At 41.1% G+C, this 22,882-nt stretch carries 19 protein-coding genes and 8 tRNA genes; 21 read left to right on the top strand and 6 right to left on the bottom strand.

Annotation, left to right across the window (positions count from 1 at the left end; all coding sequences use genetic code 11):
* Positions 1 to 265: 265 nt before the first annotated feature.
* From ACE01R_RS01945 to ACE01R_RS01985, 9 genes are all read left to right on the top strand, one after another.
* Positions 266 to 341: transfer RNA gene (locus ACE01R_RS01945), tRNA-Val, on the top strand.
* A 27-nt stretch (positions 342 to 368) separates the two neighbouring features.
* Positions 369 to 445, top strand: a tRNA-Asp gene (locus ACE01R_RS01950).
* Positions 446 to 492: 47 nt separating this feature from the next.
* Positions 493 to 569, top strand: a tRNA-Asp gene (locus ACE01R_RS01955).
* A 21-nt stretch (positions 570 to 590) separates the two neighbouring features.
* Positions 591 to 666 (top strand) — tRNA-Val (locus ACE01R_RS01960).
* Between the two features lie 13 nt (positions 667 to 679).
* Positions 680 to 756: transfer RNA gene (locus ACE01R_RS01965), tRNA-Asp, on the top strand.
* Between the two features lie 31 nt (positions 757 to 787).
* Positions 788 to 863 (top strand) — tRNA-Val (locus ACE01R_RS01970).
* Positions 864 to 921: 58 nt separating this feature from the next.
* Positions 922 to 998, top strand: a tRNA-Asp gene (locus ACE01R_RS01975).
* 119 nt (positions 999 to 1,117) lie between these two features.
* Positions 1,118 to 1,193, top strand: a tRNA-Val gene (locus ACE01R_RS01980).
* 74 nt (positions 1,194 to 1,267) lie between these two features.
* Positions 1,268 to 1,729 (top strand): DUF2750 domain-containing protein, encoded by a 462-nt coding sequence (locus ACE01R_RS01985; protein ID WP_395544612.1) that lies wholly within the window; start codon positions 1,268 to 1,270, stop codon positions 1,727 to 1,729.
* Between the two features lie 2 nt (positions 1,730 to 1,731).
* Here ACE01R_RS01985 and ACE01R_RS01990 read toward each other — a convergent pair whose 3' ends face one another.
* The 4 genes from ACE01R_RS01990 to yccS form a co-directional block, all read right to left on the bottom strand.
* Complete coding sequence (locus ACE01R_RS01990; RefSeq protein WP_395544613.1) at positions 1,732 to 2,514, bottom strand: YdcF family protein; 783 nt, start codon at positions 2,512 to 2,514, stop codon at positions 1,732 to 1,734.
* A 103-nt stretch (positions 2,515 to 2,617) separates the two neighbouring features.
* Positions 2,618 to 5,278, bottom strand: coding sequence for a PepSY domain-containing protein (locus ACE01R_RS01995; RefSeq protein ID WP_395544614.1), 2,661 nt, complete (start codon positions 5,276 to 5,278; stop codon positions 2,618 to 2,620).
* 166 nt (positions 5,279 to 5,444) lie between these two features.
* Positions 5,445 to 6,005, bottom strand: a complete 561-nt coding sequence (locus tag ACE01R_RS02000) for a hypothetical protein (protein WP_395544615.1) — start codon at positions 6,003 to 6,005, stop codon at positions 5,445 to 5,447.
* 85 nt (positions 6,006 to 6,090) lie between these two features.
* On the bottom strand, positions 6,091 to 8,265 hold the full coding sequence (yccS, locus tag ACE01R_RS02005) for a YccS family putative transporter (RefSeq protein ID WP_395544616.1): 2,175 nt from the start codon (positions 8,263 to 8,265) through the stop codon (positions 6,091 to 6,093).
* Between the two features lie 136 nt (positions 8,266 to 8,401).
* Here yccS and ACE01R_RS02010 point away from each other — a divergent pair, with 136 nt between their 5' ends.
* A complete protein-coding gene (locus tag ACE01R_RS02010; protein WP_395544617.1) occupies positions 8,402 to 9,619 on the top strand; it encodes a multidrug effflux MFS transporter in 1,218 nt (405 codons plus the stop codon).
* 69 nt (positions 9,620 to 9,688) lie between these two features.
* Here ACE01R_RS02010 and ACE01R_RS02015 read toward each other — a convergent pair whose 3' ends face one another.
* The gene (locus tag ACE01R_RS02015) at positions 9,689 to 10,396 is read right to left on the bottom strand and encodes a nitroreductase (RefSeq protein ID WP_395544618.1); all 708 of its coding nucleotides are present in this window, start codon (positions 10,394 to 10,396) and stop codon (positions 9,689 to 9,691) included.
* 397 nt (positions 10,397 to 10,793) lie between these two features.
* On the opposite strand from ACE01R_RS02015, the gene ACE01R_RS02020 reads away from it, so the two are divergent.
* The 9 genes from ACE01R_RS02020 to ACE01R_RS02060 all read left to right on the top strand — a co-directional run bounded on the left by ACE01R_RS02020 (position 10,794) and on the right by ACE01R_RS02060 (position 18,908).
* Positions 10,794 to 12,077 (top strand): DcaP family trimeric outer membrane transporter, encoded by a 1,284-nt coding sequence (locus ACE01R_RS02020; protein ID WP_395544619.1) that lies wholly within the window; start codon positions 10,794 to 10,796, stop codon positions 12,075 to 12,077.
* A gap of 325 nt (positions 12,078 to 12,402) precedes the next feature.
* Complete coding sequence (locus ACE01R_RS02025) at positions 12,403 to 13,395, top strand: patatin-like phospholipase family protein (protein WP_395544620.1); 993 nt, start codon at positions 12,403 to 12,405, stop codon at positions 13,393 to 13,395.
* 319 nt (positions 13,396 to 13,714) lie between these two features.
* Entirely contained in the window at positions 13,715 to 13,912 is a 198-nt protein-coding gene (locus ACE01R_RS02030; protein ID WP_395544621.1) for a hypothetical protein, read from the top strand.
* A 367-nt stretch (positions 13,913 to 14,279) separates the two neighbouring features.
* Positions 14,280 to 14,801 carry an acyl-CoA thioesterase gene (locus tag ACE01R_RS02035; RefSeq protein ID WP_395544622.1) on the top strand — a complete coding sequence of 174 codons (522 nt, stop codon included), beginning with the start codon at positions 14,280 to 14,282 and terminating at the stop codon, positions 14,799 to 14,801.
* A gap of 130 nt (positions 14,802 to 14,931) precedes the next feature.
* Entirely contained in the window at positions 14,932 to 15,495 is a 564-nt protein-coding gene (locus ACE01R_RS02040; RefSeq protein ID WP_395544623.1) for a TetR/AcrR family transcriptional regulator, read from the top strand.
* Between the two features lie 26 nt (positions 15,496 to 15,521).
* A complete protein-coding gene (locus ACE01R_RS02045) occupies positions 15,522 to 16,715 on the top strand; it encodes an MFS transporter (RefSeq protein WP_395544624.1) in 1,194 nt (397 codons plus the stop codon).
* Positions 16,716 to 16,728: 13 nt separating this feature from the next.
* The gene (gene hcaR, locus ACE01R_RS02050) at positions 16,729 to 17,622 is read left to right on the top strand and encodes a DNA-binding transcriptional regulator HcaR (protein WP_395544625.1); all 894 of its coding nucleotides are present in this window, start codon (positions 16,729 to 16,731) and stop codon (positions 17,620 to 17,622) included.
* Between the two features lie 227 nt (positions 17,623 to 17,849).
* Positions 17,850 to 18,464 carry a glutathione S-transferase family protein gene (locus tag ACE01R_RS02055; protein ID WP_395545265.1) on the top strand — a complete coding sequence of 205 codons (615 nt, stop codon included), beginning with the start codon at positions 17,850 to 17,852 and terminating at the stop codon, positions 18,462 to 18,464.
* A 165-nt stretch (positions 18,465 to 18,629) separates the two neighbouring features.
* The gene (locus ACE01R_RS02060) at positions 18,630 to 18,908 is read left to right on the top strand and encodes a hypothetical protein (RefSeq protein ID WP_395544626.1); all 279 of its coding nucleotides are present in this window, start codon (positions 18,630 to 18,632) and stop codon (positions 18,906 to 18,908) included.
* A gap of 286 nt (positions 18,909 to 19,194) precedes the next feature.
* On the opposite strand, the gene ACE01R_RS02065 is transcribed toward ACE01R_RS02060, so the two are convergent.
* Positions 19,195 to 20,802: a bifunctional 3-(3-hydroxy-phenyl)propionate/3-hydroxycinnamic acid hydroxylase gene (locus ACE01R_RS02065; protein ID WP_395544627.1), complete on the bottom strand. Its 1,608-nt coding sequence runs from the start codon at positions 20,800 to 20,802 to the stop codon at positions 19,195 to 19,197.
* Between the two features lie 471 nt (positions 20,803 to 21,273).
* Between ACE01R_RS02065 and ACE01R_RS02070 the strand changes: the two genes are divergently transcribed.
* Both ACE01R_RS02070 and ACE01R_RS02075 read left to right on the top strand, forming a co-directional pair.
* Positions 21,274 to 22,278 (top strand): CobW family GTP-binding protein, encoded by a 1,005-nt coding sequence (locus tag ACE01R_RS02070; protein ID WP_395544628.1) that lies wholly within the window; start codon positions 21,274 to 21,276, stop codon positions 22,276 to 22,278.
* 63 nt (positions 22,279 to 22,341) lie between these two features.
* Positions 22,342 to 22,872 (top strand): YaeQ family protein, encoded by a 531-nt coding sequence (locus ACE01R_RS02075; RefSeq protein WP_395544629.1) that lies wholly within the window; start codon positions 22,342 to 22,344, stop codon positions 22,870 to 22,872.
* The last annotated feature ends 10 nt before the right edge of the window (positions 22,873 to 22,882 follow it).

A 22,882-nucleotide genomic window follows, 5' to 3' on the forward strand; every position in this document is an offset into this window, starting at 1 on the left:
ATTCCACATTTATACAGCGGATTAAAAAACAGCAGTATTTGCCAATAGTTCAAAAACTACGGAAAATTTTGCCTGAAAATGACCCGTTGATTTTTCAGATTTTTACAGGAAATAGTAAATAAGTTATCGAAATTGTTTGTTTTTATAGCGAATAACCTATTTTTTAATCACTCAAACGTAAAAAACCAAAAACAGGCAGAAAAGCGTTTGACAGTCTGTCAGGATTCTCTATAATGCACCTCATCAAACGATGAAGACGTTTAAAGGGCGCTTAGCTCAGTTGGTAGAGCGTCTGCCTTACAAGCAGAATGTCGGCGGTTCGATCCCGTCAGCGCCCACCAAGCTCTTTAACGTTAAGACACTTTAGTGCAGCGGTAGTTCAGTTGGTTAGAATACCGGCCTGTCACGCCGGGGGTCGCGGGTTCGAGTCCCGTCCGCTGCGCCACTTAAGTTCTTAATATTCGTTTGCCACAATAGCGACATTGTGTGAGTGCAGCGGTAGTTCAGTTGGTTAGAATACCGGCCTGTCACGCCGGGGGTCGCGGGTTCGAGTCCCGTCCGCTGCGCCATTTACATAATAGACCTTTTGAGGGCGCTTAGCTCAGTTGGTAGAGCGTCTGCCTTACAAGCAGAATGTCGGCGGTTCGATCCCGTCAGCGCCCACCAGATTTTTTGCGATGCAGCGGTAGTTCAGTTGGTTAGAATACCGGCCTGTCACGCCGGGGGTCGCGGGTTCGAGTCCCGTCCGCTGCGCCATCCTTAGAATCAAAAATGTAAGACCCTTTAAGGGCGCTTAGCTCAGTTGGTAGAGCGTCTGCCTTACAAGCAGAATGTCGGCGGTTCGATCCCGTCAGCGCCCACCATATCTTTTAAAGATTTTTTCTTTTTTAGATATAAGTACTTAGTAATGAGTATCGTGATGCAGCGGTAGTTCAGTTGGTTAGAATACCGGCCTGTCACGCCGGGGGTCGCGGGTTCGAGTCCCGTCCGCTGCGCCATTTTTAAGATTCCCTGATCTTGAAAATGTAAGTAAGATAAAACGCAATGTTTATCTTATTGTAAATGTAAGGATATGATCCTTGCTTCATAAAAATGGCAATGCTATTTTTATTCCTCAGGGCGCTTAGCTCAGTTGGTAGAGCGTCTGCCTTACAAGCAGAATGTCGGCGGTTCGATCCCGTCAGCGCCCACCATATATTCTCCTTGATCCAATTCTATTTTTCTCCTAAACTCTCTAGTTAATAATAATTTTAACTATTGAAAAATCATGAGAAATCCATATCAACGCAAGGCTGCGTCTAAAACCCAAAATAATACTTATAACGCGAAAGAGATCTATAAACAATTTGTTGAAGCGATTGTAGCTCAAGGTTATGTCCATGCTTTGTATGATGATGGATGGGCCTTATGTGCAACGCCTACCGGTCAGCGTGCATTCGCCATTTGGCAAAGCAAAGGCCTGGCAAAATTGCTATTGAAAGACAATTGGGCAAATTATCAGGTTGAGGATATTTCACTCAAAGATTTTGTTGAAAAAGTCATTCCTTTTTTACGTCAGGAAAATACCTGTGTGTCGATGGATTTAACTCCGGAAGGGCAAAATGTGCTGGTTGCACCAGAAAAATTATTATTGGATATAAAAAATTATTTGTATCAGATATACATGCAAAAACCTGAATTGTTTAAAGATGAAAAACTGCCTTTACCGCGTAGCATTCGTTTAAACTGATTTTAATATTCCTGAAATACCCAGCCACTGATAAAAGCAAAATATTCACGTAACCAGGAGTTATAACGAATATAAAGTGGGGTGGGTGCACTTGGAGTAAGTATCTGTTGATAACCTTGATGTTGGGCAATGGCTTTGGCACGTACAATATGAAAGTCGCTGGTGACAATGACAATAGGCTGCTGCAGAGAAATATGCTGCTGTGCCAGCAAAGGCTGTGCATTGCGCAGGTTTTCTTCAGTGCTGGTACTTTTAGCTTCTAACAGAATACGTGATGGATCAATATGATGCTGTTGTTGCAGATATTCAGACATTACGGCTGCTTCAGTAATTTGTTCTTTAAATCCTAAGCCCCCAGTCATGACCAACAGTGTTTCAGGATACTGTTTGGCATAAGCGGCACCGACATCTAATCGCTGTTTTAAGGTGGGAGAGGGACGACCCTGTTCGATTCCACTGCCCAGTATAATGACTGCAGAGGCGGGCTGAACTGTATTGGACTGCTGAATGCTATATAGCAGATAACTGAAAAATATCACTAATGTGCTGAGCCAAAGAAAAAATCCCGCCCATGCACAGCACCATAAGGTCTGTCTTAATTGCGTGCGCTGAATAAAGCTTTGAATCCTGTTAAAACATAGCGCATACAGCATCAGTCCTATACCGATGATCAACGGAAGAATAATGCCGAGATGAATTTTATCCAGTGACAATAACCATAAGCTATCGAGAGTCAATAGACTGCCGATGATAAAACTCAGGCGACGTTTGATACTGCTGGACATAGAATGACTCTGGGCGAATGTTGTTGCTAGTTTAAACAAATTGGATACTTTAAGTATAAAAAAACCGGGTTCTGAGACCCGGTTTTTTTATTGACTTCAATGATTAGTAGACATCACGACGATAACGACCATCTTGACGTAGCTGGTCAACTGTAGCTTCACCCAGAATGTCGGTTAAGGCTTGATCCACATCGCTGGCCATACCATTAATGCTACCGCACACATAAATCACTGCACCCTTGTCAATCCATGCTTTGAGCTCTTGGGCTTGTTCACGCAGTTTATGATGCACATAGACTTTGTCTGCCTGATCACGTGAGAAAGCCAAATCCAGGCGTTGTAGCATGTCGGTCGTTTGCCAGGCTTCAATGGTGCTCTGATAGAAGAAGTCATGTTCGCATTGACGTTCACCAAAGATCAACCAGTTTTGCGTATAGTCCTGACGGGTACGTGCATGTAACAGACTCATCAATCCGGCAATACCGGTACCGTTACCAATACAGATCACGGGACGATTATCATCAATCAGGTGGAAAGCTTCATTGTTACGGATACGCAGTGCAATTTCACTATTCAATGCCGCATGTTGGGTCAGCCAGCCTGAACCTAGACCTAGTTGACCTTGGGCATCGGACTGTTGGCGTACCACTAAACGCAGAACTTGCTGTGAAGGAATGCTGGCAATCGAATATTCACGTGAAGGCAGTGTAGGAAGTTGCTCCAGTAAATGATCCATATTGGCAAAAGGTTCAACTTCAACAGTTAAATCTTTATCCCATAAGGCTTGTTCAATACTGATCTGTAATGAATCGACCTGAGTATTCGGCTGAATTTGATGCTTTTGCATAAAGCTCGCAATACGTTCAGCACTATTGCCTGGTTGAATCTCGGCAATATCGCCGGCCTGCCAAGTCACTTCATGATCCGGCTTTAACTCGATATTAAATGCTGGCGCCCCTACGCTGTTCGGGTTAAGCAGATCACGTTGGGTTAAGGTCCAGCGATCGAAGGTTTTTTTGATATTCATGGCTTGCAATTCAAGCTGGGTTACTTTTGCTAAAGCCGTATTCCATGCCTGAATCTGCTCTTGATTGGCATTATCCACTTCAATGATATTAAACAGCTGCTGTGCACCATTCTGTTTTAACCAGTCATCAATTGCATGGCCAAAATGACAGAAAGTGTCAGCATATTCGCGCGAACCTAAGGCCAATACTGCATAGTGCAGATGGCTTAAATCAGCTTTTTTGCGCAGTATTTTTTTGGCAAAACCCGATGCTAAATCAGGTGCTTCACCGGTACCATAGGTACTGGCCACAAATAGCACCTGTTCGGTATTTTTTAAATCCTCCAGGCTTAATTGTTGCATGGCTTTTACGCTGACAGGTTGCTGTGCCTGTTGCAGGCTGGTTGCAGTACGCCAAGCCAGCTGTTCTGCCATACCGGTTTGTGATGCATAGACAATCAGCCAGGGTTTTGCATTGGCATCAATATTGACCTCCGTTAAGCTACTACGTGCAGCTTGAGTCAGTTTCTTCTGTTTACGACGTTTCAGATACAGCATCCAGCCAGTGACAAAGAACAATGGCATGCTCAAAGCAGCCAGCATTGCCAGGAATTGATACACCGGACCAAAGAAGCTACCACGGTGCACCGGCAGCATGCTGCTCATGATTTTTTCATTTAACTTTTGATCTTCATACAAATCCATTTTTTTAATGGTTGAAGTTTTATAGTCAAATGTGGCTTTGTTACGTGCACGTTCGTGTTGCGGAATAGCATCGACAAAGCTAATTTCAAGTTCACCATTGGCCTTTTTCGGTACATTCAGTGTAATGCTTGAATAATCACGACCCACTTGTGCATTAAAGCCGTTCCAGCTTTGGCTGAGAGCCAGATTGATCTGTTCCGGATTTAAGCCGTTTTTCTCGGGTTTTTCACCACGCTGATGTTCAGCAGTTTGTCCGTGATCATTCGCAGGTCCAGCTTTTTCAGGGTTAGCTGTAGCTGCATTACGCATTGCTTCGCCTGAACCCTCACGATTGGCACGGCCTTCACCACCTTTAGCTTGATCTTCTGCTTTGTTTTTCGGTTGTTCAACACCCATGACCGTATATAAGCCGCTACGCCACCAGCCATAAGACCAGGTTAAGCCTGTACACGCTATAATCAGGAAGAAAATAACCACCCAGGTACCTACAACGGCATGTAAGTCCCAAAGGAAATTACGGCCTTTCAGTTGGGGCTTGATCATGAACCACTGTTTAAAAGAATGCTTTTTTGGCCAGCGCAGATATAGACCACTGAGTACAAAAAAGATCAGCATGAGGGTAGAAGCCCCGGTGATCTGTTTGCCGACAGGTCCGATGGTTAAATTTCGGTGTAACTGTTCGATAAACTTAAAGAATTTCTGGCCCTTGATTTCAGGTAAAACTTCGGCAGTGTAAGGATTAATCATCATGTTATAACCCTTACGTGCACCTTCTTTGACAATATTAATGCTCGAAGATGCTGTCGGGTCTTTGGCCACGGTGATGCTGTTAATTTTCATCTCTGGATCAGTTTTTTGAAAATGCTGATACAGTTCGGCAGGGGTTAATTTGTCTCGGTTTTCCACCTGGACGGTATAACTATCCGGACTGAGCCATTTTTGAATGGGTTGTTCATATGAGTAAATGGCACCAGTAATCCCCATAATCGAGAGGATTAACCCGGCAGTAATACCAAGAAACCAGTGAATCTGGAAAAATATTTTTTTTAACATGACCGAATTGAATACTGAAAATGGACAGAATTAGGCGGATTATAACTGATCTTTTTGTACAAAGTATGTATTTTTGAGATTAATATTCATTCTCATCTTTATTTCTATTTATTAAAAAACCCCCAGTTCTGGAGGTTTTTTATTTAAATTTTTTCTAGCACATGGCTTAAATTTGTTTTGCTTCGCCCACAGCTTCTGTTAAGTGCTTACGAATGGTCTTGAAAGAAAAGTTCTTGGAATCCATACGTTTTGGAAGAATATAAGCGCCTTGCTGACCTTTTACCTTGAAGTTAATCAACATAAAGTCAGGGGTGTTATACCATTCATACACATCTTTCCAACCAATAGCACCTACACCTTCTTGTGCGCCCATCTGTTGACGCATAATAAGGCCGTGTGGTTGAACACCTAAACGAATGCCTTTAATTTCCTGTACCGGAAACTCATTCATCTTGCGTTTCACATACCATTCCAGGCCGAATTTACGAATGAGTAAGTATGCAACCACACAGACCAAAGCTACCCAACAGAAAATGGTGGAATAGTTCTTCAGCAAGATGATGCCGACAATAGAAAGCAGGGCAACAGCTGCCATGATGATCCATGCTTTAGTGCCGATTTTATTGGTGCTACGCCAGATGGCAAGTTGAGCTTGACGTTGTTCAGCCTCAGAAATTTCATAGTTCACAGGCTGTAGGGTATAAGCGTATAAATTTTTCGCGGTCATAATGAAAATAACAAATTTAGAACTGTAAAAAGTTTAGCATTATTTATACCAATTCAGTGAGTATATTGTTCCAAAATCATCCTATTTATAACGAGGCTAATTCGGTGGCCTTTTCATCACGGTCATGGCTTAGACTTTGCTTTAAACGACTGAGTTGATTCAGAATACTTAACATCAACGATAATTGCTGCAAAACAATCAGAGATTTTTGATCATCTTCATTATTTTGGCTTAAACGCTGGCGTATGGTATTCAACATATTCTGTGCCGTCAGGTCGGGTACTTCGTCTTTTAACAATGCACCTTCAATGTCATCCATCGCTTGATCTAGAAGCTGAAGTACTTCCTGATCTGCAATTTTTTCACGATGTGCGCCCAATGCAGCAATATAACTGAGCAGGGTGTGGTTCAGGCACAAAAACTCAAAAGCCAGGCTTTTTTGCGTCGGATCAAAATCAGGCTCTGTCGCTAAAGTGGAAATCAGTGAAGCTACATTTGCATCGTTATTATGCGCAGCACGACGCACCACACGATATTTTAAACCGTTATTACGTCCATTTTTGTACTGTTCAATGACTTCGGCTAAATATTCACATTGAGCGGTAAGTGAACGTCGGATCGTGCGGGGTAAACGGCGGAATTTCCAGTCCGGGAAGATAAAGCTTACTCCAAACCAGGCCAAAGCACAGCCAATTAGGGTATCAATCATACGGGGCAGGGCTGCGGCAAAACCCATACCATCAAGGTTAAAATTAATTAATGCCAAAATAGTGATAAAGGCGGTGGCCTGGGCATATTGCTTACTGCGTAATTCGAAGAACAGCACACCACTTAAAATCAGCAGTAATAATTGACCTTCGATAGAAGGAATAAAATACAAAACGGCATAACCGAGAATAATACCGACCAAGGTGCCGACAATCCGTAAACGCAGGCGGCGTTTGGTGGCGTTAAAGTTGGGCTGGCTGACGAAAAGAGCGGTTAATAAAATCCAGTAGCCATATTCAATATTGGTCACTTGAACAAAAATATAGCCAATAAGCAAAACGATGGAGACACGAATTGCGTGTCTAAACAGCACCGACTCAGGGGTTAAATGCTGCTTGATCCGGATCACAATATCATCCCAGCCTTTTAGGTCATCGTCTTTCAGCTGGTTTTCAATATGTTTGCTTCTATCGAACTTGATATGCCGCTCTGTTTCTACATTACGAAGCTGGGCATCAATCGACTTTAAATTTTGATATAGGGAAAATAAGGCATTGACCCAAACCTGATCGTATTGCTGCTCGGCACGGAGTTTTTCCAACGATATTTTTAAGTTGGCAAAAGCATGTTTAAAGCGTTTGTTATGCTGATAGGTTTCACGGTTTAAAATGCTCTGGCTTAAATCTTTGCAGGCTTTGGCCTGAATGGAAAGAATGCGTTGAAAGCGAAATAAAATATCACTATGTTCAAAAATCTTGACCAGTTTCTGATAATCAATATGCGCTGAGTCTGCACGTTCATGAATATCCTGGGCCACAAAATAATATTGCAGGCTGCGGCGAGTGTCTTTTTGTCCACGGTCACCTTTTAAACGGGTTAAAAGGGCAGTTTTCATTTCATTGAAAATACCGACCAGCTTGCCATTTTCCAGCGACAGCTCAATCATGCTTTGTTGATAACTGTCTGGAGTCATATCGACATCAAACAAGTTCGATTTGGCAAACAGAAAGTCCCCCAGTGATGAATAACATTGAGACAGTTTGTCCTGAACCTGACGAACCGGAAATAACAGAAAACTGATGGTGGACAGCAGGCCATACCACATCGCACCGGCAACCAGCAGTCCAGCCTGCATATACCATTGATCAAAGAGAGAAACGCCCAGCATCGAATAGACCGAGATCACCAGACAGCCATAGGAAATGGTCGCATAACGCCGTCCTAATGAGCCGAGCAGAATCCAGCCAATGCAGGACACAATCAGCCCCAAGGCAAATAAAAAAGGATGAGGAAATAAAAAATAAATCGAGATAGCGGTAATAAAGAAGCCGATGTAGGTATAAATCAGGTTCATGATCCGCACTGAAAAACGGTCATCAATATCACTTAAACCGGCAGCAACCACACCTAAGGTCAAGGGAATGGTAAAAAGCTGTTGTCCCATGAAATAGGGCACAAAGGCAGTTCCTGCAAATGCAATAATCATGCGCAGGTTATACATGAAGGTGGTGTTATAAGTCGCTTGTTTAAGACGCGTAAGCCAAGATTTCAAGTTATGTCCTAATCACTAAAGGATTTATGCATCAGGGAGTGAAATTATGTGAAATTTCATTCTCAATCCTTAGAAATAATACTATGTACAGTGTAAGCTTGTCTTTAAAGCCTGCATTTAAAAATTGAATATAGATATGTCTGTACAGCAATCTACACAGCAATATTCCACGGCATGGATCATGTTGCTGGCATTATTGACCTCACTTGGTCCACTTTCTATTGATATGTACCTGCCAGCCTTGCCACAAATGGCTCAGGATTTTAGCGTCAGCACGCAAATGGTGGCCAATACCTTACCGGCTTATTTTTTAGGCTTAGCATTGGGGCAATTAATCTATGGACCCTTGAGTGACCGGATTGGGCGTAAAGCTCCACTCTATTTTGGTTTAACCCTTTATATTGTTGCAAGCCTGCTCTGTATTTTTGCCAGCAATGAATGGAGTTTAATTGTTGCGCGGATTTTACAGGCGGTTGGGGGCTGCGTAGGGGTTGTGATTGCCCGGGCTGCAATTCGTGACCGTCTGGATATGCAGGCTTCTGCTCAGGCCTTTGCCAGTATGATGATTGTGATGGGGATTGCGCCAATTATCGCACCAAGTTTAGGGGCAATGGTATTGACATTCTTTAGCTGGCAGGCGGTATTTGTCTTTTTAACCTTGATTGGGCTGATCTGCGTGGTCTGTGTACACTTTTTCTTTAAAGAAAGTTTGCCGCAGGAACGTCGCTTAAAGCTGAATGTCGCCCAGATTATCCGGCTGTACGGCAGTATTTTCAAAGACCCTAGTTTTAAATGGCCAATGCTGGCCGGCTGTTTTTCTGGTGGCATTTTGTTCTGTTATATCAGTTCATCCGCTTCGGTATTGATGGATGATTATGGATTAACTCAACAGCAATTTGCTTATGCCTTTGGTCTGAATGCTTTTGGTATCATGTTGTTATCCACCCTGAATAAAAAGCTTGGCCATCAATTTTCGGTCCTGAGTCGTCTGAAAATAGGCAGCATCATTCAGTTGCTTGGAGCCTGCATTTTATTCATTGCAGGTTTAACTGATCATAGCCCATTATGGCTGGTATTGATTGGCATGTTCTGGGCAGTTTCGGGCATTGGTTTTACCGGTCCCAATGCGATGGCCTTGGCTATGTCGGAGCAAGGCAGCCAAGCCGGTACAGCCAGTGCTGTTATGGGAAGTATGCAGTTTGCCTGTGGTTTGCTCGGTGGCATCATCTTGAATTTTCTAATTTGGAATTCACTGCTCAATATGGGAATTCTAATGTTGATCTTCGTGGGGGTTACTTTGCTTGCAATCATGCAACTTAGCAGACAATTCCAGAATAAAAGTATAAATACCTAAATATCAGCATATAAAAAGAGACCTTTAATCTTATGACTGGTTAAGGTCTCTTTTTTAATTGAATCCCGCTTATTCATCCATAAACACGGCAAATTCTTCAACAGCAATACGCGGCGTAATAAAGCGATTGACGATATGCTCAGGATCAGCATAACCAAGCGCGACTGTACAAACCAGTTCTTCATCTTCCGGGGCATTCAGCACATCCAGTACAATGGAGTGAAAATGGTTCCAGGCCGCCTGGGGGCAAGTATCCAGTCCACGGGCTTTGGCTGCAATCATCACGTTTTGAATCATCATGGCAATATCCATTTTTGAGCCAATGCCCATGGCTTTGTTCACGGTGAAATATAGGGCAACAGGTGCATCAAAGAGTTGAAAATTGCGCAGTTGCTGCTGCGCCATTTTTTCCTTTTCACCTTTCTGAATATTTAATAAACCATATAAACCCCAGCCATTTTCACGGCGACGGTCAATAAAAGGGGAAATCCATTTTTCTGGATAATAGGCGAAGGCTTCCTGATACTGCTCTGCAAGTTCAGGCTTGGCATAAATTTCAAGTTGTGCCTTACACACCCGCTCGACCATTTCATCACACTTTTTTCCAGTCACTACATAGACTTTCCAGGGCTGGGTATTGGTGCCTGAAGGCGCCCGACTTGCCACTGTTAAAATGTCTTTAATGATTTGTGGTTCAATCGCCTGATGCAAAAAAGCACGGACTGAATGGCGAGAAGTAATTGCATCATCCACATGCTGAACGAGGTGTAAATTCATGAAAATTCCTTTTGAAATGAGTTTTTTAGCGCCACGGTGTTATATACATTAGTCGAATGTCTGGTTGTTTAGCTTTAGGTAGGATTTTCCTAAGCCTAAGAATATTCACATTATTTTTTTATGATATCTAAAAATAAGATCATTTTTCAATCAGTGTTCGGGAAAACTGATTTTAATAAAAGCTAAAAATTGCTAGATTTGCCGTGATATGTAAGTTTTTACATGTTGTAATTTTATAATATTTTTTAAGTTTTTTTACTGTACTCATAAGCTGAAAATGCAATGATTTTTTAAGCTTGTTAATTTTTGAAGGGTATTTTTTTCATAGATTTATTGGGTTTTTAAAAATCACTGGATGCATGGAATGCGAATATTTAACAAATCGGAGATTTTAAGAATGAGTCAATTACGTAACGGTAAATTTATCGCTAAAGGTTTAGCACTAGCAGTTACAGCGGTAATGGCAAGCACTACATATGCGGGCACAGCTGAACAAAAACAGATTCAGGACTTACGTAAAGAAGTAGAAGCATTAAAATCTTTAATTCAACAACAACAGCAAGTTCAACAACAGCAACAAACTCAAATTGAACAAGTCAAAGCACAGCCAGTACAGCTTGCAGCAGCACCTGCAGCGAAGTCTGAATCAGTATTAACCGGCTTTAAATCTAAAGCAGGTGCAAGTGTAAACTTATACGGTTTTGTCCGTGGTGATGCCAACTACATTATTGAGGGTGCAGATAACGACTTCAATAATACTCATACTAGTACGGGTACTACACAAGATAAATTACGTGCGACAGCAAAAACGACTCGTTTAGGCTTAGATTTTAATACACCCGTAGGTGATGCAAAAGTCGGCGGTAAGGTAGAGGTTGACTTTGCCAGTGCAACTGAAAACTTGCGTATCCGTCATGCTTATTTGACTTATAACGACTGGTTATTTGGTCAAACGACTTCTAATTTCTTGTCAAGTCATGCGCCAGAAATGATTGACTTTAATACAAATATTGGTGGCGGTACAGCACGTGTTCCTCAAGTACGTTATGGTCTTAAACTTGCACCGCAAACTCAACTTTTCGTTTCAGCTGAAGAAGGGGACAGTGCAGGCTCAACAGCAGACATCAAATATCGTTTACCTAATTTAACGGCAAAATTAGTACAAGGTTTTGCCGATGGTAAAGGTTCCTTGTCCGCACGTGCTTTGGTTGAAAATTATAAATCAACCACAGCAGATGATGACAAAACAGGCTGGGGTGTAGCTGCAGGGGTAAATTATCAAGTTGCCGATCCATTAAAAGTGTCTGCTGATGTTTCGCATGTGGTGGGTAACAGTAACTACCTCTATGGTAGCAATAGCGCTTATTCTGTAGATTCGGTGAATAACAGTGTTGAGCAGAATGAGTTTAATGCGGTTCAAGTCGGCGCAACCTATAAGATTTTACCTAACTTACGTTCAACATTGGCTTATGGCGCATTGTTTGCTGATGATGGTACTGACTACGCACGATTGAATCCGACAACAAATGAAAAAGTGCAACAAGCGTGGATTAACTTTATCTATTCACCGGCTGCACCGATTGACCTAGGTATTGAATATATCAATGGTAAGCGTGACACATTTGCTGGTGAGTCATATAAAGATAACCGTGTCGGTTTGATGGCAAAATATAATTTCTAATGTTTAAGTTTTAGAAATTTAAAAAAGAGGCGACTGGTTCGCCTCTTTTTTATTTGAAAATGTATTTTTAATCTCCAATTAATATTTAGCAATCTGATGAATAGGCGAGTCATTAGTATTGATCTTATATGCAAAAGCTGGCTATAAAAAATAGGTCAAAAGATGGGATAATATAAATATGAGAGGGCAAATATATATGAAACATGGTCTTTTAAAGACTAATATTTTGTGAGGATCACTTTACGAAATACTACAGTTTTACAAATAGATCATTTTTAAACTATATGCCTTTTTGCGAACAGCTTTATTTATTTTTAGGTGGTTCATGAGCAACATTAAATTTAGTTTTATTGTTTTGGCAGTATTGGGGTTGGGGGGATGTCAAACGGTTTCTCAGCCTAAGCTTACTGTGGGTTCGACAGGACTATCTGAGCCACCGGCTGTAGATGCTCAAGTTCGGGCAGATCGAGTTAATTTTAAAAAACTCAAACAGCAGGAAAACCGTCCTATAGTTGCCTTGGTATTGGGCAGTGGCGGCGCTCGAGGCTATGCCCATATCGGGGTCATTCAGGTATTGGAGCAGCAAGGTATACGCCCTGATTTGATTGTAGGAACCAGTGCGGGCAGTATTGTGGGTTCCATTTATGCCAGTGGTAAAACCGCAGAAGAGCTACGCCATATTGCTTTAAACATGAAAGCCAATGATGTTCGGGATGTAAAACTGGATATGAAAGGTTTTTTTGATGGCCAAAAAGTTGAAAATTATGTCAATCAGCAAGTCAATAATACCTCGTTGGAAGCATTAAAAATACCGATGTACGTGGTAGCGACCGAGTTAAAGGAAGGCAAAAAAGTCGTCTTTAATTATGGCAATACAGGACAGGCGGTACGTGCTTCCGTGTCTATTCCAAGCATGTTTATTCCGACCAAAATTGGGGCAGATGAATATGTGGATGGCGGCCTGGTTAGCCCGGTTCCGGTAGGTGTGGCACGTGATTTGGGTGCGGATATTGTGATTGCCGTTGATATTCTGGCACAACCGATGCATACCGAAACCAGCAATGTGTGGGGAATGTTCAATCAAAATATTAATATTATGCAGAACCGTTTAGCTGAAGAAGAGCTGAAACATGCAGATATCGTAATTCAGCCAGATTTAAGGGAAAAAGGGCATATATTTGATGTAAAAGGTCGTGAAATGACCATGCAAGCAGGGATAGATGCAACAGAAAATCAATTAAATGTAATTACAGCTTTATTGAAACAGAAGCGTTATCCATTCGGTCATACCATTCAGCAATTAAGCGCACAGGATTAGACCGTTCAATAGGACGCAATAATGACATCAAATCCAGGCCGATTTCAGATTCATCATTGCGTTGCTGTTAGGTTTTAGTCTGTTTTAATTCTGGTTTGGGTGGATAATTAATCAAAACCCATAGGTTTATACTATAAAGATAAACTAATCAATTGATATTGCTCAATAAAATAAACTAAGTGATTTAAGCTTTCATGCAATATAATTTTTATATTAATATGTTTTTGTTCAATGATTTAAGTTTACCGGTAAATAAAAATTCTCTAAACTGAGTTTCATTGAAATGGCAATAAAAACATATTTCTGTAAGGATGGTTAAATGCATAGCAGCAGTATGAAAATAGAAAAATTTACCATAGGCCAGAAAGTTAAAATGGCGAGTATGGGCAATCTGGTATTTACCGTAATTGCGGAAAACACCGATGGTACTTATAGTGTTGAGACCCAGCTGGACCAGCAGAATGTGTTGAGTTATGGCAATATTTCAAAAGAAATGCTGCGTAATGTAACCGCTTGAGCTTATTTAAATGCGACTGTTTGATCTGTCTGATGTGACAGGTTAAACAAGAGTATTTGTGCCTAAATGGATTTAATTTTTGTTTTATCCTAACCTATTCAAGTAATGACCGCAGTATATGTTTTAAAATGCAGAGCCATATTTTTGTAATCTAATTTTTAGAACAAATATTCTATTAAAATCAGGCTATAAGAAAAATGCTTATGTGTCAGTGAGTTGGTGAAATTGATATATATTTTTTTGAATGATGGCAGAATCACTATAAATAATAATGATGGTTTTATTGCCAATTTCGACATTTTATTGCATAGAAAAACGATATAATCCTTCCTTATACTATTGTCTGTAAAAGAGTCTAGAGAACGCGATGTCCCCATTAGATCAAATTGCTCCAGCATTAGATGACCAGTCTGAATTAACCATGACAGTTTTAATGACTCCTGATATGGCAAATTTTTCAGGTAATGTTCATGGCGGAACAATTTTAAAATTACTGGATCAGGTCGCATACGCATGTGCTAGCCGTTATTCAGGCAGTTATGTGGTGACTTTGTCGGTTGATAAAGTAAATTTTAAAGAACCGATTCATGTTGGTGAACTGGTTACTTTTCTTGCCAGTGTCAACCATGTCGGTCGTACCTCAATGGAAATCGGGATTCGCGTAGAAGCACAGAACATCCAAAAGCGTACGGTGCGTCATACCAATAGTTGCTACTTTACTATGGTGGCAGTGGATGAAAATGGTAAGCCGAAACAGATTCCTCCATTAAAGCTGGATAATGACTGGAAACGTTGCCGTTTTGAGGCTGCTGAGCATCGTAAGGTGGCACGCTTGCAAGAAAGCCATCACCCATCATGCAGTATTTATAAAAAAACCTCACAATGCTAATAAGTATTGAATGAAAAGAACCGCTTTGAAGCGGTTCTTTTTTTGATTTTAAAGGGAAGATCAGCTCTATACAGCAAGCAGAAATTAGCCTAATATAAAACGATACGTATCGTTTCGTTTTGGTGGGGCAATGTCTGAGTTAGAGAAAACTTCCCGTCGCAAGCAATGTATTTTGAAGGCGGTGATCGCAGCGCTGGAAGAATATGATTACAGTCATTTAACGGTAGAAGATATTGCAGCCCGGGCAGGCGTGGGAAAGTCGACCATTTACCGCTGGTGGAAGCATAAATCGGATCTGGTCTTTGATGCCTTTAAAGAGCAAACTGCTTCGGTCTTTGATCTGGACTTTCAGCAGAGTCTGGAATTTAATCTGAACCAGCAGCTTTTAAAATTGTCCCTTGCACTCAATCATCCAGTCGGACGCGCCTTACTGGTGGTTCTGGCAGAGTATCGTGAAGCTGCCGGTGAATTCTTTAGACAGTATTTATTACCGCGTCGTGAACAGACACGCAAGCTGATTCAAATTGCGATAGAGCGTAATGAAATTATTGCCGATTATCCCTTTGAACTGATGCTGGATACGCTTTACGGACCGATTCATTATCAGATTATTTTCTTTAATTGCATGCCTGATGAAACTTACATAAGCAATCTTGTAAGTCTGGTGATGCAACCTGTTCTGGTTCAAAAGTAACAATAGCTACCGCTAAGTTGGTCATTATGTCTGCGACAAACACTGAGCGCCTGTGGAATCGCTCGTTTATATTGTGCCTCTGCAATAACCTGTTTTTATTTACCTATTATTACGCTTTATTAACCGTCTTGCCGATTTACATCATGAAGGATTTAGGTGGAACGGTTAAAGAAGCAGGTTTGGCACTGACCTTATTTCTGTTGTCTTCAATTGCAGTTCGTCCATTTTCCGGACTGATTGTGGAAAAATTAGGGAAAAAAATCTCCTTTCGCAGTTCAGAATTGCTGTTTGTGCTTTTTGCTTTTAGCTATTTATTTGCCGACAGCATGTGGGCCTTATTACTGATTCGATTTATTCACGGCATCTGGTTTAGTGTATTAACCACCGTGACCGTACCGATCGCCAATGATTTTATTCCCGATCATCGTAAAGGCGAGGGTATGGGCTATTTTGTCATGTCGACCAACCTTGCCGTAGTATTTGGGCCTTTAATTGCCTTAACTGTGCTGCAGTTTACTGATTTTAAGATGTTATTTGCGCTGTTAACTGCGGTGATCGGTCTGGGCTTTATTTTTTGTTTAATCATTCCGGTACAACAACATCAAAGAGTGATTGCGGCAGCACAGAGAAATGAGAAAAAACCTTTGGGCTGGCATGACATTATTGAAACACGTGCTATCCCCATTGGTTTTGTCGCCTTGCTGACGTCCTTTGCCTATTCCAGCATTATGAGTTTCATTACCGCTTATAGTGAATCTAAAGATCTGCTTGCGTATACCAGCCTGTTTTTTATTGTCTTCGCTGTTTCCATGATTGTGGTGCGGCCATGGGTAGGCAAAATTTATGATCGCAAGGGCGCCAGTGCAGTCATTTATCCTTCATTTATTTTCTTTGCCATCGGTCTAGTGGTGGTCAGTTTGATCTCCAATCAATGGCTGCTCTGGTTATCTGCTATATTTATTGGTATTGGCTATGGCTCACTGTTTCCTTGTTTTCAAACCATTGCCATTCAGTCTGTAGCCAAACAGCGTATGGGACATGCCATTTCCACATTCTTTACCCTGTTTGATTTGGGCATGGCAACCGGTTCAGTGATTTTAGGATTGATGATTGCCTATTATGGTTATCAATTGAGTTATTTATTCTGTGCTGTGATTACTGTGCTGACCCTATTTGTATATAAGTACACAGTTTCAGCATCATTGAAGCAACCGAAATAAAGAGGTACGGTACGTGGAATTACGTCATTTACGCTATTTTGTTGCAGTTGCACAAGAGCTGAATTTTACCAAGGCTGCGCAGCGTATGTGTACGGTGCAACCTTCTTTGAGCCAGCAAATTAAAGACCTGGAACAGGAAGTTGGGGTTCAGTTACTGGTTCGATCTAACCGTAAAGTTGAACTGACTGAAGCAGGGAAATCCTTTTTAAAAGAAGCGTTGCTGAGTTTAGAGCATGCAGAAAAGGCTATTGATGATGCACGGAAAATTGCCAACCTGAACAAAGACCAGCTGAATATTGGCTTTGTACCTGTAGCAGAAATGAAAATTTTTCCCTATATCATGCCGAATATACGGGCCCATTTTCCCGACATCAAAATCAACTTTCATAGTCTGACTGATGCCAACCAGCTGAAAGCCTTAAAAAAAGGCGATATTGATATTGCCTTTACCCGCTATGTCGATGAATCGGACGAGCTGGAACATGTGCAAATTTTTAGTGAACCTCTGGCCTTAATTGTGCCTAAGGATTCACCGATTGCCGAGCAGCGTCATATTAGTATCAAAAGTTTTAATCATCAGGACTTTGTCATTAGTGATGAAGATGCTTCACCGCAGTTGCACAAGATTATTACCGATTTTTTTAAGCAATCGAAACTGGATGTCAACATCGTACAGCATTCGACCAATATTCTGTTAAATGTCAATTTAGTCGGGATGGGGGTGGGCTGGAGTCTGGTACCTACTTATGTGATCCCGCTATTGGGCGATAAAATTATCGTGAAAAATACCATTGAACCTTTACCGATGATTGACCTATATGCCAGTTATCGTAAAGGGCAAAAAAATGAGCTGATTGAACTCATTTTAAAAATCTTGAAAGAACAGTTCTATATGGGTTTCTTTTAAAAAATGTCCGATATCACACGATGCTTTTAAAGAGATGAAAGCATCGTTACCGGGGGAATCTGTCACATAATCATCATCCACAGGCCAGCAAAGTGCTCTATGCTAGACTTCTTTCATAACGACTGACACCCCCCTCCTTATTTTTCTCCCATCTGGAGAAATAAAATGCATTTATGAAAGAAGTTCATTTAAAAAACTAAAATAACAACAGAGGTCGAATGAAAATGATGCAGCTGTATAACAATACCCAGTCCCGTGGCATGACCGTGATGCTTTTAGTAAAAGAGTTGGGTATAGAAGACCAGATTGAACAGATAAACGTGCCCTATGAAAACATGCATCAGGCTGAATATTTAAATATTAATCCCATGGGGAAAGTACCTTGCCTGATCGATCAAGGGATCATGATTTCCGAAGTCGCGGCCATATTTACCTATCTGGCCGATAAATATATAGAAAAAGGTTGGGCGCCCGCCCTGGATGACCCCAAGCGCGGTGCCTATCTGAAATGGATGTTCTTTGCTCATGGTCCTTTGACTGAGTTTATGGATTTAAAAGGGCTTAACGTGCCGGACGAGCAAATTGAACAAAGAAAACGGAGCCTGACTTTTGGTCATGAAGAGAGCGTATTGGCATTTCTAAAAAAGGGTATGCAAGAAGCAAATCCGTATTTGCTGGGTGATAAAATTTCAGCAGCAGATTTATTTCTGGGTTATTGGGTGATTTTTGCCATCTATCTGAAAATATTGCCGTATCTGGATGAGTTTAAGCCGTTTATTCAGCTTCTGGCCCAGCGTGATTCGATGAAAGGTGTACCATGGTTGCAGAAAATCAATGATTAATATTATTTTGTTTTTTCATTTAGGCAAAATCAACAACCACTTGAATACTTAGTCTCATCTAACTAGAGCAGGGAAGAATGGATATTATGATCCGGTGAATAATGTTCGAGTTATCGTAGATTCCAAAACAGGTCGAGTCGTAATAACTATGAAAGGAAATCTATAGTGGAAGAAAATATAGAGCTTGTTGAATCATTACACAAAAGTATTTCAGTTATTCTTTTAAAAGAATGGGATCCTATTGGTGTGCAGGATATTTCAGAAGCATTTGATGAATATGATGGCTATGTTGCGCCATTGTATAAAATGTTGATAGATAAAAAATCATTACAAGATATATTCGAGTATTTAGTTTGGGCTGAGTCAGAGCATATGGGTTTAAGCACTGTTGATAGACAGCACACTCATCTTGTTGCTCAAAGATTGAGAGACCTCAGTAATTAATTTGATTCTTTGACTAATTTTGTTTAGTTCCGCCGTTGTACTCTGGAACACTAAACTGGTTAATTTTAATTATTAGAAACCTAACCAATTATTCATGAATGGGTAATTGGTTTTTTTCTTTGTCCAAGAAAAGGAAAAATGGGTGAGCAGTTATGTACACTTCTGGATGCACATTTGGATAGGAATATGCAATTTATATCATTAAAAAATTTAGATAAAAAAAGACCACGCTTTCACGTGGTCAGGCCTCTGAATAGGATTCAGTGAATGTATTTTTATATCGGTATTATTTTACATGCAGCTTTTTAAACAGCTGCTGGCTGACGTGATCCAGCGTTTGTGGAATCGCCAGAGCTGCCACAAAGCGGTCAGGACGTAAAATAACAACCGAGTCAGATGTTTTACCAAACCATGTACGGATATCGGTGCCGATATCGCCAATGGTAATCACGCCGTCAAATTGCTTACGGTTTTCATTGCCAAACTGAACTTCGGGAATGACCTGAATAAATTTGATGCCTAATTTTTTCCAGACTTGCATAGTGGCATCCGAGAGACCCCATTGAGGATCTACACCCCAGGCAATAATGGCAAAGTCGTTACCAATCACGTCATCCAGTAAAACTTTTTCACCAGACTCAAGTTTCACGTGCGGCTGGATAAACATCTTGCCGATAGGAGATTCTTTTTTACCATCTGCCAGCAATGCACCATCGTTATATTTCGGCATTGGTTTGAAACGCATTTCAAGCAAATATTGTTTAATCGGCTTGATGTAATTCAATGCGTAGGCAATACCGTCACGAACGAAACCTTGCCATTTTTTCGGTGGCGCGAGCACGTGACCTGCCATTACTGAAAGATCAATCATGGCTTTGGCATGGTCTTTACGTTCAATCTGGTAAGAATCCAGTAAATCTGCAGTTGCTTTACCTTGTACCACTAGCGCAACTTTCCAAGCCAGGTTAAAGGCATCACGCATACCGCTATTATATCCCTGACCTTGCCATACCGGCATAATGTGTGCAGCATCACCGGCAAGCAAAATACGGTCGACACGGAATTTATCGGCAATACGTGCATTGTGGGTGTAGACACGTTGACGGATCACTTCGATATTTTCGGCATTCGGCAATACTTTAGACAGCAATTTGGCGATGTTTTCCGGTTTGCTTAACTCTTCCTGAGTTTCACCCGGCATTACCATGAATTCGAAACGACGGATACCATGCGGAAGTGCAGCAGACACATAAGGACGCACCGGGTCACAGCACAAGTAAATGTGTGGTGTTGCCAAAGGATCATTTTCAATGTCGATCACGATCCATTGATTCGGTGCAGTTTTACCATCAAAACCAATATTTAAAGTACGGCGTACAATTGAGTTACCGCCATCACATGCAATTAAATATTTTGCTTGAACAGTTTCTTCTTTCTGATTTTTATCTTGAATCTTAAGTGTTACACCGTTGGCATCCTGGCTGAATTCACTCAATTGACGTGAAAACAGTACTTGAGTGTTTTCATACTGGTTCAAACCTTGCAGTAAGACATTATCGACCTGAGGCTGAATAAAGGCATTGCGGCGTGAGAAACCGAATTCACGAGTCAATGGCTGAATGTCGGCAAAGCAACGGCCTTTTGGTGTTAAAAAGCGCATAGCGTGGTTAGGTGTAGTATGTGGCAAAACTTGATCAACCAAGCCCAATGATTGAATGGTACGTAATGATTCATCATCAATACCAATAGCACGCGGGTAATCAATCAAACTGTCAAGCTGTTCGATTACAGTGACCTGAATGCCTTGTTTACTTAAATAGTTCGCAATTGTTAAACCAACAGGACCTGCGCCCAAGATAGCTACTTCAGTCGTGAAATTCGTTTTGTTGCTCATAGCGAATGTCCATTCAATCAATCCTCATTTAAGTGTATTAACGGTGAAATTGAGGGTCTAAACAAGCTATGCCATAGTAGGTATATTGAATTAAAACAAAACAGTGGAAAAGGTTTTAAATTTATAAATTATTGATAATTAATAGTTATCTGTATTATCGATTATATGGTTTTTGAGGTTAATGATCATTTTTTTCTATCATTAAAATATGGTAGTTTAACTATAAAAAAGCTGAATTATTCACATAATTCAGCTTTTTGTACTCAATCATTCATGAGCAAGAATCAGGTGAAGTGAATGATGTAGATTGAGGCTTTAAAACGATCAAACAATAAAAATTGAATGATTTAAAATAAAGAGGATGCTTTACTATGCGGTACGGAAAAAATGAAAGTGAGCATCATAATGAGCTTTATTGGTGAGTTGTGCTTACTGATGAACTGATTATATCTACCTGAAAGCGAGTAAGATTTGAAACTGATTTCTCCCACTCAAGCGGTACCGACCCATATTATTTCTGGATTTTTAGGGGCGGGAAAAACCACTTTGCTTAAACATTTGCTCAGTCAGAAGCCGGAAAATGAAGTCTGGGCGGTGTTGATGAACGAGTTTGGACAAATTGGGGTTGATCAGCAGATGTTACCGCAAACCCAAGGCTATGAAGTGAAAGAGTTGTTAGGGGGCTGTCTGTGCTGCAGTAGCCAGTTACCGATGCAGATTGCCTTATCCCGTTTATTATCAGAAAGCAAACCGGATCGGTTATTTATCGAGCCTACAGGTCTGGGGCATCCTGCACAATTGCTGGAACAGCTGACCGAACCGCACTGGCAGCCAAGTATTGCCATGCGGGCACTGGTCACCGTGGTGGATGGTTCGCGGTTGCATGATAACGATTGGAGCAAACAGAACCTGTATGCAGACCAGTTAAAAGCGGCACAAATCATTGTGGTGTCCCATGCTGACACTATGGATTTTGCAGATGAACAGGCTTTACAGGTTTTAAAGAAGGAATATCAAGCCTATCAGCAGACTTGGCTCATGAGCGGGCAAGAGGAAATCTCGCTTGAACAAATTGACCAGCCTTATGTGGGAACTGAACGTAAAATTCAGCCCTTATTGAGAATCCAAAAAACATTTGCTGTGGGGCAAGCGCTACCGGAAATTAAACAGTTGCCTTATCACTATGTTGAAACTGCGCAAGGCTATAGTGTAGCGGGGTGGAAATTACCCAAACGCTGGCAATTCGACTTCTATGCCTTGCTGGATTTGCTCTGTGAACAGCAAGATTGGCTGCGGATTAAAGCGATTTTTAATACCAATCAGGGCTGGAAAACTTTCAATTTTAATCCCGAACAATTTAACTATCAGTCTTCAGAAGAAAGCATCGATAACCGTATTGAAATTATTGTACAGAAGCAGCGTGATTGGCGGTTATTTGAACAGCAACTATTTCAGTGCCAGATTAATTCGGATTAAAAAACATTTCAGCAAAATACGTCCAAATCTTATATGCTAAGCGCCAAATTTGAGGACTCTTTTATGGCGCTTAAAGCAACAATTTATAAGGCAGATTTGAACATTGCCAATATGGATGAACATCAATACGGTGATTATCAACTCACCATGGCTTTGCATCCATCTGAAACCATTGAACGTTTGATGGTACGTATTTTGGCTTATGCGCGTTTCGCGAGTGAGTCTTTGGAATTTACCAAAGATCTGTTTGAAACGGATGAGCCAGCACTTTGGGAAAAAGATTTAACCGGCCAGTTGGTTAAGTGGATTGAAGTCGGCAGTCCGGATGAAGACAAAGTGAAAAAAGCCAGCGCCCGTTGCAAGCAGGTGGCTGTGGTTACTTATGGCTCAGCTGTAGATGAATGGTACAAACGCAACAGCAAATTAAAAACCTTAAGCAATGTCGAAGTGTGGAAACTATCTACTACTACCACAGAGGCATTGCCACAATTATGCGAGCGTACCATGCAATTGCAGTTAAACGTGATGGATGGTGAATGGACCTTGATTGGTGATCATGCCCAAGTTGTGGTGGAGTGGGAACAATTACAATAAATATATACAG

The organism is Acinetobacter sp. BSP-28, assembly GCF_044130285.1.
Classification (GTDB): Bacteria; Pseudomonadota; Gammaproteobacteria; order Pseudomonadales; family Moraxellaceae; genus Acinetobacter.

Bases quoted from the DNA above. Each gene is read 5' to 3' on its own strand.
- ACE01R_RS01985 (WP_395544612.1), top strand. From the start codon at position 1,268: ATGAGAAATCCATATCAACGCAAGGCTGCGTCTAAAACCCAAAATAAT.
- ACE01R_RS01990 (WP_395544613.1), bottom strand. From the start codon at position 2,514: ATGTCCAGCAGTATCAAACGTCGCCTGAGTTTTATCATCGGCAGTCTA.
- ACE01R_RS01995 (WP_395544614.1), bottom strand. From the start codon at position 5,278: ATGTTAAAAAAAATATTTTTCCAGATTCACTGGTTTCTTGGTATTACT.
- ACE01R_RS02000 (WP_395544615.1), bottom strand. From the start codon at position 6,005: ATGACCGCGAAAAATTTATACGCTTATACCCTACAGCCTGTGAACTAT.
- ACE01R_RS02010 (WP_395544617.1), top strand. From the start codon at position 8,402: ATGTCTGTACAGCAATCTACACAGCAATATTCCACGGCATGGATCATG.
- ACE01R_RS02015 (WP_395544618.1), bottom strand. From the start codon at position 10,396: ATGAATTTACACCTCGTTCAGCATGTGGATGATGCAATTACTTCTCGC.
- ACE01R_RS02020 (WP_395544619.1), top strand. From the start codon at position 10,794: ATGAGTCAATTACGTAACGGTAAATTTATCGCTAAAGGTTTAGCACTA.
- ACE01R_RS02025 (WP_395544620.1), top strand. From the start codon at position 12,403: ATGAGCAACATTAAATTTAGTTTTATTGTTTTGGCAGTATTGGGGTTG.
- ACE01R_RS02030 (WP_395544621.1), top strand. From the start codon at position 13,715: ATGCATAGCAGCAGTATGAAAATAGAAAAATTTACCATAGGCCAGAAA.
- ACE01R_RS02035 (WP_395544622.1), top strand. From the start codon at position 14,280: ATGTCCCCATTAGATCAAATTGCTCCAGCATTAGATGACCAGTCTGAA.
- ACE01R_RS02040 (WP_395544623.1), top strand. From the start codon at position 14,932: ATGTCTGAGTTAGAGAAAACTTCCCGTCGCAAGCAATGTATTTTGAAG.
- ACE01R_RS02045 (WP_395544624.1), top strand. From the start codon at position 15,522: ATGTCTGCGACAAACACTGAGCGCCTGTGGAATCGCTCGTTTATATTG.
- ACE01R_RS02055 (WP_395545265.1), top strand. From the start codon at position 17,850: ATGCAGCTGTATAACAATACCCAGTCCCGTGGCATGACCGTGATGCTT.
- ACE01R_RS02065 (WP_395544627.1), bottom strand. From the start codon at position 20,802: ATGAGCAACAAAACGAATTTCACGACTGAAGTAGCTATCTTGGGCGCA.
- ACE01R_RS02075 (WP_395544629.1), top strand. From the start codon at position 22,342: ATGGCGCTTAAAGCAACAATTTATAAGGCAGATTTGAACATTGCCAAT.